Source organism: Caldimonas sp. (genome assembly GCF_046289365.1).
Classification (GTDB): domain Bacteria; phylum Pseudomonadota; class Gammaproteobacteria; order Burkholderiales; family Burkholderiaceae_C; genus Caldimonas.
This window is the reverse complement of the sequence record NZ_JBKBVU010000152.1, coordinates 1-7,446: the sequence shown is the minus strand read 5'-3', so window position 1 is coordinate 7,446 and position 7,446 is coordinate 1. Positions and strand designations below refer to the sequence as shown.

The 7,446-nt window shown below is 69.3% G+C and carries 6 protein-coding genes; all 6 read right to left on the bottom strand.

Features of this window, described 5'->3' with window-relative positions; all coding sequences use genetic code 11:
- On the bottom strand, positions 1 to 566 hold a 566-nt coding region (gene cas5e / locus ACK42S_RS13440; RefSeq protein WP_409708392.1), incomplete at its 3' end, for a type I-E CRISPR-associated protein Cas5/CasD.
- A gap of 4 nt (positions 567 to 570) precedes the next feature.
- Positions 571 to 1,713, bottom strand: a complete 1,143-nt coding sequence (cas7e, locus tag ACK42S_RS13435) for a type I-E CRISPR-associated protein Cas7/Cse4/CasC (RefSeq protein WP_409708389.1) — start codon at positions 1,711 to 1,713, stop codon at positions 571 to 573.
- Positions 1,714 to 1,735: 22 nt separating this feature from the next.
- A complete protein-coding gene (casB, locus tag ACK42S_RS13430) occupies positions 1,736 to 2,254 on the bottom strand; it encodes a type I-E CRISPR-associated protein Cse2/CasB (protein WP_409708386.1) in 519 nt (172 codons plus the stop codon).
- Positions 2,251 to 3,852, bottom strand: a complete 1,602-nt coding sequence (locus ACK42S_RS13425; protein ID WP_409708382.1) for a type I-E CRISPR-associated protein Cse1/CasA — start codon at positions 3,850 to 3,852, stop codon at positions 2,251 to 2,253. Before ACK42S_RS13425 ends, casB begins: the two co-directional genes overlap by 4 nt.
- Complete coding sequence (gene cas3, locus ACK42S_RS13420; RefSeq protein ID WP_409708379.1) at positions 3,845 to 6,418, bottom strand: CRISPR-associated helicase Cas3'; 2,574 nt, start codon at positions 6,416 to 6,418, stop codon at positions 3,845 to 3,847. Before cas3 ends, ACK42S_RS13425 begins: the two co-directional genes overlap by 8 nt.
- A 139-nt stretch (positions 6,419 to 6,557) precedes the next feature.
- Positions 6,558 to 7,421: a polyphosphate kinase 2 gene (ppk2, locus tag ACK42S_RS13415; protein WP_409708376.1), complete on the bottom strand. Its 864-nt coding sequence runs from the start codon at positions 7,419 to 7,421 to the stop codon at positions 6,558 to 6,560.
- Positions 7,422 to 7,446: the final 25 nt, after the last annotated feature.

The following is a 7,446-nucleotide window of genomic DNA, read 5'->3' as shown; positions in this document are numbered from 1 at the left end:
GGGCCGATATCGGCGAGCGGCTCGGCGGCAAGCGCGGCCCGCACCCCCTCTGCCTTGCGGCGCCCCAGCAGCAAGGGGCCCGCGGGCAGGCAGGGCTTGCGGCCGAGGAACAGCGGCCGGGCGGGGCATCGCAGCGCCTGCTCCAGGGCCGCAAGGTCGGGCTCGCCTTCCCCGTCCAGTGTCAGCGCGATGGTGGCCACACCGTTGGCCCAGTGTTCGCGGTAGCGGATATGGGTGCCGGTGGTGGCGGCCCCCTTGCCACGGTCTTCCCGGTGTCCGCGCGTGGTCCAGCCGGTGCCGACCATGAAATCCTGCCCCAGATCCACGGTCTGGTAGTCGGTCAGCAACTCCGGTTCGGCATCCCAGCGGGCGGCGAAGCGCAGCCGGTCCTGCAGGGCCTGCAGCCGGTCGGTGTCGCGGTGGTCCCAGCCCAGGGCATTGCCCAGCAGGCCGGTGAGCATGGCCACGCCGGGGAAGCGCCAGACCGGATTATTCTGGTCCACCACCACGGCGCCGAAGCTCATCAGGGGCGCATCGAGGCGCAGCAGCAGCACGTCCATGCCCATGGTCTCATGCCTTGGAGCCGAAGATCGCATCCAGCGCCGCTGCCACGGCCTGCGGCACCGGCTGCTTCGGCGGCAGATGCGCGGGCTGCTCCAGCGTGGTGGAGAGCTGGCGCGTCTCGCCTTCGGCCGGGCCGCCGTACATCTCGTCGAGCTGCTTCACATAGGCCGCCAGGCGGCTGAGCGCCGCGTTGCGCAGGTCGCTCTTCCCTTCCGGGCGCAGGGCGTCGAGGAAGGCGTTGGAGAGCGCCCGCGGCTGGCCGTTCCCCACTTCGAGGTAGAGCACATCAGCCCAGGCATAGGGCGCGGTGCTGCCCTTCTTCGCACCGGGGCTCTGGCGCAGGATGCTGTCGATCAGGGCCTCCAGCACGCGCCGGGCCGTGCTGCCGTCCTGGCTTTTCCAGTCCTTTGCTTCGCAGCCGGAGAGGTTGGAGACCAAGAGCGGCACGTCCACGGCCACGTAGCCGTAGTACAGGCCGGCACCGAGTTCGGTCTGATTGGCGTGCGCCGCGCCGGTTTCGTCCTCGCGGTTGAGATCGTCCACCACCGTGAAATAGTCCATCTCGGTGCTGGCGGCGTGCACGGTGAAGGCATGCGCCACATGCACCGGCGCATCCACGCGGGCCAGCAGGTCGGAGGTGACCATGCGGCCGAAGAGCGCGGCAGTGAGGCCGGCGGCCGACTTGCTCATGGCCTTGAGGTTGTCCTTCTCCTCCCGGGATTTCAGGCGTTCTTCCAGCGCCTTCTTCGGGTCGGTGGCCTGACTGGCTTCGCGCAGCAGCTGCACGAAGTAGTCGGCTTCGCGCAGGCCGAAGAGCACGGGCTGGTTGAGATCGCCTCCTTCCTTGACGCCGCCGTCGATCACGGCTTTCGCCAGTGGCTCGATCAGGCTTTCGGCAAGGGGCTGCGGCACGCCAGCCTCGACGGCTCGCGGCAGCACGGTGCGGGTGAAGAAGGAACGGGTGCGCTGCCCGTCCGGAAGTTCGGGCAGCCGGGGGGCGAGGTCTTCGCGCCAGTGCCGCTTCAGGCACTGTGAGGAGACGCGCAGCCGCACGGCGTTGCCGAAGGGAATGCGCTTGGCCAATCCCGCGTCATCGCGGTTCAGCAGGCTGGCGGGGTAGGCCGTGAGAGTGTGGATCTGGAGAAACATCGGTGGCTCCTTGGCGATAGGATCAGTCGTTCTTCGGCAGGTGGCGGTAGAAGGCTTGCGCGATGCGGCGATGCACGGCTTCGCGTTTGTCCGCATCCGCCGTGAGCAGGAAGCGGGCGGCCTCAGTGAGGTCGAAGCGCTCGCCCTTGGCGGCGAGGAAGCGCACGGAGGCCATGAACAGGTCCGCGCGCACGTCGTCGGGGGCGGAGAGCAATCGTTCCAATCGCCCCTCGGCGAAGCTGCTCTCGGCGAGCGCCTGCCCCCAGGGGCGCCCGGGCGTATGGGCCTCCGTGCCCAGTGTGGCAAGGCTCCAGGCCAGCAGCATCCAGGCTTCGGTCGCGGCCTCGCCCGGAAGCTCCCCGTCCATCTGGCGCAGCCACAGGCGGTAGAAGGCCAGTGGCAGCGGTTGCCCGGGGGCCCAGCGCCGCAGCGCGGCGCGGTCGCCATTGGGGTAGCGCTCGGCTTCGATCGCGTGCGCCAGCCAGCCCACGGTGCTGGCGAGGCTCGATGCCTTGGGGGATGTGGGGGCAGGTTCGCTCATGCCGTTTGCTCCTCGGGTTCGGGGGGTTCGGTGGTGGCGCGGCCCGGCAGGGGCAGGCCGGCCTTGTGCAACATGCCGCGCCAGGCGCTTTCGGCCTGCGTCAGGGCCCGCCAGCGCCGGTTGGACGGCAGCGCCAGGCGAGTGGCGGCCTCGTCGAGCAGGGCCTGGCCGGCATCGACGAGGCGCTGCTGCCAGTCGCGGCGCACGGCCTCGTGGTCTTCATCGGCGCCGCGCCAGAGCGTGGGGAAGTAGTGCGGTTCCCAGGTCTTTGCAAAGCCGGCGCGTGCCGCCTTTATCCATGCCTCGACGCGTTCGAAATCCGCCTTGTCCGGCCCGCCTTCGCTCAAGACCGTCAATGCCGTGGCCAGGGCGCGTTGTACGTCCTTGGCGTCGCCCAGCAGCTGTTGCCCAAGCTTGCCCAGTGTCTCCCGGTTCGCTTTCTGCAGCAGGGCGCGGCGCGCTTTCGCGGGGACCGGGACCTGAGCGCGATGGAAGCCTTCCGTCTTGCCCTGTCCACGCACCAGGCAGGACGCCACGAACCAGCCATCGCCCTCACCCGATGGCGGCCGTTGCAGCGGTGTGAGCTCGAAGCCCTGCTCGAACAGCAGGTCGGTCAGGCGTTGGGGCGTGAAGCCATCGGCGGAGAGGCTGAGGGCGGATCGACCTTTCTTCTTGTCGCTGACGTTGATGGCGGTCCAGGGGTCGCCGATGTCGCCGTTCTCGACCGTCTTGGGGCCGATCTGCCGAACCTCGCTGGTAGCCCCCAGTGCCACCAAGCGTCCATCGGCAAGCCGGCAGAGGCGGATCGGTCGGGCGGCTTCGATGAACCAGGGTTCGAGCTGGCTCAGCGTGAGGTGATGCTGCTTGCGGTTCCAGTGGGTCAGCCAGGTCAGGACGACGCCGCGCGGCAGATAGCGTGATTCGCGACAGACGTTGTCCCGTAGCCGCTCAAGCGCCTTCGCCTCGTCGATGAAGCGTTGAGACGGAGTGCTGTCTCGCACCCAGGCCGCAATGCTGCGGCTGGCAAAGCCGCCGTTCATGCGCACGATGCCGTAGTTCCCCTTGCCGAGAAATCCGCTGGTGGTCTGCAAGACCACCAGGGCGAAGAGCCACGCTTCCACGGTGTCCGTCCCGACGCGCGCCATCTTGACGTCGTGGTTCTTGGCGGTGACCAGCACGTCCAGCTCATCCGGCGAGCTGGCCTTGGGGTCGAACACGGTCTGTCCGCGGCTGGTCTTCACGCCGTAATCTCCCGCCTCGGCCTGCCAGCTTTTCCACGGGTGCTGCAGGAAGGCGGGCTTGGTCACATCCTCCACCACCAGTTGCCAGGCCTCGGGGATCTGGTCGGCCAGATCGAGCAGGCCCTCGCGCCAGTAGGTGGCATCGGTGGGCAGGGCGTCGGTGGGCCGCCGCGCCTGGATGCTGGCGGCCAGCTGCACCAGAAACACGTGCCAGGGGTCGGCCTGATGGGCGCGCAGGCCGGTGTAGCCCTCCACGTGCCCGGCACTCAGGGCGGCAAGCAGCTCGGGCAGGCTCAGGCGCTGCGTTCCCTCTGGCGTGTGCACGCCAATCAAGGGGTCGTGGAGCAGGTCATGCATCGTCTTTCTCCAGTTTCTCCAGGCCAAAACGCGTATAGCGAAGCTCTGTCGCACCGAGTGAGACACGAAAACCGCCAGCGCAAGGTTCGGCGCTCGCCTGCTCCGGCACGGATTTCGGATCGAGCCAGTGCGCGGGAATGGCCACACGGTCGATGCTGGCGCCGAAAGGTGACCGGGCCGGAGCGGCCAGCGGAATCTCGAAAGTGGGCCGTCCCAGCCGGGTGAGGATGCGTTCGCTCTTGTCGGGGTAATGCAGCTCACCGAAGGGCTTTTCGTCCAGCACCGAGCGCAGCGCCTGGCGGATTTCGCCCAGTTCCTTGCCTTCGATCATGGCGCCGTGGTTCGGCCACGGGGCGGGCAGTGCGGCCAAGCACGCCGGGTGCGTGCTGTGCTCGATGCGTTCCCGCGCCTGGGCCGGCAACTCGATCCGGGGCTGTGCTTGCAGCGATTGCAGGGTGAGCGCCAGCACGCGGCCATCGGCGTAAACCGAACCGAGGCCTGCCGGGCCGCGCAGAGCCCCATCGCTCGTGAGATAGGTGTCGAGTTCGCGCTCGGGGATGCGCAGCAGCACGCGCGGCTGCATGAAGCCTGCGGGGCGCTGGGCGCGGTCGTGCCGGTGCAGGCGTCCGAAGCGCTGGATCAACACGTCCATGGGCGCGAGATCGGTGACGAGCCAGTCGGCATCGATGTCGAGGCTCTGCTCCAGCGTCTGCGTGCCGATCAGCAGTTTCGGCCCGGCTGGCGAGCCCTTGCCCAGTTGCGTGGTGACGGCGGCATCCAGCCGCTCGCGGTCGGCGCGGGAAAAGCGCCCGTGGTGCGGGCAGCGCTGGCCATCGAGCCGGAACAGCGCGGTGAGAAGCGCGGGGTGGTCACGTTCGAGCGTGGTCTCCACGAGCCGGAACAGCGCGTTGGCCCGGGCCACGGTGTTGCAGACCACCAGCACGCGAGCGCCCTGCTGTAGCGCGGCGATGAGCGCCGGCACCAGCGCCGCGTCGTCGCTCAGCGTGGGCGAGCATTCCACCTCGATGCTGCGATGCCGCGCGGACGGCATCGGCCATGACCTGCGCATGCCCGACAGCAGCGGATAGGGGCGCTGGATGGCCGCTTGCAGCGGCGCGGGCTCGCGCCCGAAGTAGGCCGCCGCCGCGGATTCGCCAAGCGTGGCCGAGAGCAAGAGCGCCCAGCCGCCCCGCGCCAAATGGCCTTGCAGCAGGGCCTTCAGCACCTCGCGCATGTAGGGGTCGGAGGCGTGCACCTCATCGACCACCAGCAGATGGCGGTCCAGGCACACCGAGCGCAGCAGGCTGTGCTTGACCTGCAGCACCGAGAGCAGGGCCTGGTCGATGGTGCCCACCGCAATGGGGGCGGCAAGGAAGCGTTTGGGCCGTTCGGCCGACCACAGGCGTTCGCGTTGGCGGTCCTGCGCGCTGTCGTCCCACAGCGTGCCGTCGGGGTTGGTCAGTGTTGTGGGTATGGATTCGCCGTTCGCTCTGACATAGCCCGGCGCGGCCAGCAGCACCGGGCCGGGGCGATGTTCCTCATCGAAGGCGGCTTCCACGGCCTTCAGCACGCGGGCGTACAGCTCACGCGCCGCAACGCGGGTGGGCAGGGCGAAGTACAGTCCATCGACCTTGCCCTCCGCATAGAGTCGGAAGAACCAGGCCAGCGCCGCCTCGGTCTTGCCCGAGCCGGTGTCGGATTCGGCCAGCAGCAGGCGGGTGTCGTCGCTGGGTGTGATCTCTCCGGTCAGCGCGGCCTGCAGCGGCGTGGGGCGGAACGCGAAGGTGGCCTCGAACGGCCTGGGCTCGCGCCTGGCCGGGGGCATGAGGCCGATGCGCTTGATGGCGCGTTGCGCTGCCGCCCGCGCCAGCGCCAGCCGGTCTTCTTCCGGGCTCTGCCGGTAGGGAAAGAACTGCGTGTCCGAGCCGATCCAGTCGGCCAGCATCACCAGCCCGGCGAAACGCTGCTGCAGTGCGGGGGTGGCGTCGATGGGCGCCGCCTCGCCCTGGAACGCCTGGGGGAAGGCTTCCCGCACGGTGGCCGCCAGGGCATCGAGCGCCGCGAGCGGGTCGTAGCCGCCGCTTGCGGTCCACCACTCGCGGGCTTTCCGTTTGACAGCCTCGTTTCTTCCGTAGTCGCTCTCCGAAACCGGTCGGCCATGGTGGGAGAGGCTGGCGAGCAGCATCTGCATCGCTTGCTCCCCGTCCTTGAACCAGCCGGCGATGTCGCCGAGCAGTGCTTCCCAGCCCGACGGCCACAGCTCCCCGAGATTCCACAGCAGCGCGACGCCTTCGAGCACATGGCCGGCCGTCTCTTTGGCGGCCGGGTCGGCCTTGGCCTGAAAGCCCCGGTTGCACTTGCCGAAGTCGTGCAGGAAGGCGAGGACGGTCAGGCGCTCGCGCTGAGCGGGGTCGAGGCGTGGGAGCGACCGGGCGATCCCGGGGGCGTCGAGCAGCGCCCGGAAGGTGCTTGCCACATCGAGGCAGTGGTCGGCCAGCGGGTGGAAGGCGCCATCTTCCCGGCGCTTGCCCCAGGGCTGGGTATCCATGCGGATGCTGCCATGCATGCCTCCTCCTCCTTGCTGGTGTGATGAACCCGGTGTTCGACGGGCATCAGTCCGTGCTCCCCCTGCCCATCTTCCCACCCTCCGGGCTGGGCCGCGGTGGGGGCTTCGTGAACAGCCTGGCGGGCCGGCGTCTCATGGATCAAGACGCCGCACCCGCCCGGCCTCGGGATCGGGCCGGCCTCGGCGGGCTGCTGTCCTCGGAGCGGTCAGGGATGGGTTCCAGCACCGTATAGCGCTCGCGTTTCGGCGGGTGGGTGAGCGGAGGCAGCTCCAGCATCGGCGGCTCCGGGGCATTCCATGGCAGGCTGCCGAGCCAGTGGCGGATCATCGACAGCCGGCCGCGCCGCTGGTCGTTGAAGTCCACGAGGGTCCAGGGTGCATGCCGGGTGTGGGTGGCTTGCAGCATGGCTTCGCGCGCGCGGGTGTAGGTCTCGTAGCTCGCGCGGGCCTTGAGGTCGATGGGCGAGAGCTTGTAGCGCTTGAGCGGGTCGCTGGCGCGCTCGGCGAAGCGCTCCTCCTGCTGGGCCTGGTCCACGCACAGCCAGTACTTGGCGAGCCGGATGCCGTCCTGCACCAGCAGTTTCTCGAACACCGGCACCTGCTTCAGGAAGGCCGTGTACTGGGCGTCGGTGCAGAAGCCCATCACTTTCTCCACGCCGGCGCGGTTGTACCAGCTGCGATCCATCAGCACGATCTCGCCGGCCGCGGGCAGGTGCGCCACGTAGCGCTGGAAGTACCACTGGCCGCGCTCGCGTTCGCTCGGCTTGTCGAGCGCCACCACGCGGCAGTGGCGCGGGTTGAGGGTTTCGGCGATGGCATGGATCACGCCGCCCTTGCCGGCGGTGTCGCGGCCTTCCACCAGCACCAGCAGGCGCTGGCCGGTGGCGGCCACCCAGCGCTCCACCTCGCTCAGGGCCAGCTGCAGCGGCGCCAGCCGCTCGAGGTAGTCCTTCTTGCGCAGCTTCTCCGGGGTGCGTGCGGCCGCCGCCTTGTGCTTCGCCATGGCCCCACCTTAGCGCCGTCGCAGC